General features: G+C 73.0%; 1 protein-coding gene. It reads right to left on the minus strand.

Annotated features, from left to right (window positions below; translation table 11 throughout):
* The coding region (locus VFV67_RS10010; protein WP_326469002.1) for a condensation domain-containing protein at positions 1-3,192 on the minus strand (3,192 nt) is incomplete at both ends.

A 3,192-nucleotide genomic window follows, 5' to 3' on the forward strand; every position in this document is an offset into this window, starting at 1 on the left:
CCGGCCGGCAGCGACATGCACAGCTCCAGCACCGAGGCGTCGAAGCTGGGCGAGGAGAACTCCAGCACGCGGTCCCCCGGCCGCACCTGGAAGTGCGCCACCTCCGCGGCGGAGAAGCTGGCCAGCCCGGCGTGCGTGACCACGACGCCCTTCGGCCGGCCGGTCGAGCCGGACGTGTAGATCACGTAGGCCGGGTTGGTCAACCGCAGCGGGGCCAACCGGTCCGCGTCGGTCAGATCGGTGTCCGGGTACCGGGACACGTCCGGCATGGTGTCGACCACCAGCACCGGGTCGGCGTCGCGGAGCATGAACGCGATCCGGTCCACCGGATAGGCCGGGTCCACCGGCAGGTAGGCGCCGCCGGCCTTGGTGACCGCCAGCTCGGTGACGATGATCTCCACCGAGCGCGGCAGCTGCACGGCCACGATCCGCTCCGGGCCCACCCCGCGGGCGACCATCCAGCGGGCCAGCCGGTTCGCCCAGGCGTTCAGCTCGGCATAGCTCAGCTCGCCGCCGTCGAAGAGCACCGCCGGCGCTTCCGGCGTCCGGGTCACCTGCAGCTCCACCAGCTCCGGGAAGGTCGCCGGCACCACGTCGCGGTGCGTGTCGTTCCAGCCGTGCCGCACCAGGTGCAGCTCGTCGGCGGGGAGCACCGGCAGCGCCGCGACCGCGCGGTCCGGGTCGGCGGCGATCCCGGCCAGCAGCACGCCGAGCGAGTTGGCCAGCCGGCGCACGGTCACCTCGTCGAACAGATCGGTGTTGTAGGTCAACGATCCGGCCAGCCCGCCGGCCTGCTCCTCGAAGAACTCGACGGTGAGGTCGAAGCTCGCCGAGGTGACCGGCATCTCGATGTCCTCGGCGGTCAGCCCGGCCAGGTCCACCGCCCGGTTCGGCGTGCTCTGCAGCACCACCATCACCTGGAACAACGGCGTGCGGCTGGTGTCCCGCTCCGGCTGCACCGCGTCCACCACCCGCTCGAACGGAACGTCCTGGTGGGCGAAGGCATCCAGCACGGTCTGCCGGACCGAGGCGAGCATCCGGGCGAACGGCACCGAACCGTCCACTGTGGAGCGCAGCACCAGGGTGTTGACGAAGAACCCGACCAGCCGCTCCAGCTCGGACCGCTCGCGGCCGGCGGTCACGGTGCCCACCGCGACGTCCTGCTGACCGGTCCACCGGTGGAACAGCACCTGGCAGGCGGCGACCAGAGCCATGAACAGCGAGCCGTCCTGGGCGCCGGCCAGCGTCCGCAGCCGCTCGGTCACCTCGGCCGGCACGGCGAAGTCGCACTGCGCGCCGTTGATCGTGTGCAGCGGCGGGCGGGGCCGGTCGGCCGGCAGTTGCAGCGGCGACACGCCGTCCAGCTGGCCACGCCAGTAGGCCAGCTGCTCGTCCAGCTCGCCGGCCCGGTCCCGTTGCCAGGCCGCGAAGTCCGCGTACTGCACGGCGAGCTCCGGGAGATCCGGTGCGGCGCCGGTCAGCTCGGCCCGGTACAACTCGGCCAGGTCCGCCATGAGCACGCCGCCGGACCAGCCGTCGGTGACGATGTGGTGCATGGTCAGGGTCAGCACGTGGTCCTCGGCCGCGATCCGCAGCAGCTGCGGGCGCAGCAGCGGGCCGGCACCGAGATCGAACGGCGTGCTGGCGGCCCGCTCCAGCTCGGCGTCCAGCTCACCGGGCAGCACGTCCCGGACCGGGATGCGCACCTCGGCCGGCGGGTGCACGATCTGCTCGGCCCGACCGTCCTCGGCCCGGAACGTGGTGCGCAGCGACTCGTGCCTGGCCACCAGCGCGGTCATCGCCCGGTCCAGCGCGGCGGTGTCCAGCGCACCGCGCAGCCGCACCGCCAGCGGGGTGATGTACTCGGTGCCACCCGGCTCGAACTCGTCGAGGAACCACAGCCGCTGCTGGGCGAACGACAGTGGCAGCGTCGCATCCCTCGGCACGGCCGGTATCGGTGTGGCCATCGCCGGGTCGGCGCCGATCGTCTCGGCAAGCGCGGCCACCGTCGGGTCGGTGAACAGCATCCGCGGCGAGATCTCGACGCCGAGCGCCGCACGCAGCCGGGACACCACCCGCACGCTGATGATCGAGTCACCGCCCAGCTCGAAGAAGTTGTCGGTACGCCCGACCCGGTCCAGGCCGAGCACGTCCGCCCACACGTCGGCGATGACCCGCTCGACACCGGGACGCGGCGCGACGTAGGTCCCGCCGCCGGCCCAGACCGGCACCGGCAACGCCTGCCGGTCCAGCTTTCCATTGGTGTTCAACGGAAACTCGTCGAGCAGCACGATCGCCGGCACCATGTACCCGGGCAGCGACCGGCCGGCCAGCTCGCGCAGCGCGGCCGGGGTGGTCGTCGGGTCGGCGGGCACCGCGTAGGCCACCAGCCTGCGCACCCCGGGTTCGTCCTCGCGCACCACCACGGCGACCGCGGAAACCGCGGGGGCCAACACCGACTCGATCTCACCGAGCTCGATCCGCATGCCGCGGATCTTGACCTGGTCGTCGACCCGGCCGACGAAGTCCAACTGCCCGTCCCGGCTCCAGCGGACCAGGTCGCCGGTGCGGTACATCCGCCCACCCGGCTCGCCGAACGGGTTGGCCACGAAGCGTTGTGCGGTCAGACCCGGCCGGTTCAGGTAACCGCGGGCCACGCCGACCCCGGCGATGTACAGCTCGCCGGGCACCCCGACCGGAACCGGGCGCAGCCGCGCGTCCAGCACGTACACCTGGAAGTTCCACAGTGGACGGCCGATCGGCGGGTTCCCGGCACCGGCGACCAGCGGGTCGCTCCAGGTGGACAGCGACGTGCACTCGGTGGGTCCGTAGACGTTGAGCATCCGCCGGCCGGGTGCCCACCGGTCGGCCAGCTCCGCCGGGACCGCCTCGCCGCCGACCGCCAGGCAGCGCAGCTCCGGCAGCTCGACCTCGGGAACCGTGGCCAGCGCAGCGGGCGGGATGAACGCGTGCGTGATCCCCTGCAGGGCGATCACCCGGCCGAGCTGCTCGCCGAGCAGCGGTCCGGGCGGCGGCACCACGAGCGCGGCGCCGGCCGGCAGCGACATGCACAGCTCCAGCACCGAGGCGTCGAAGCTGGGCGAGGAGAACTCCAGCACGCGGTCCCCCGGCCGCACCTGGAAGTGCGCCACCTCCGCGGCGGAGAAGCTGGCCAGCCCGGCGTGCGTGACC

It is taken from the genome of Actinophytocola sp., from assembly GCF_035762905.1.
Classification (GTDB): Bacteria; Actinomycetota; Actinomycetes; order Mycobacteriales; family Pseudonocardiaceae; genus DASYTH01.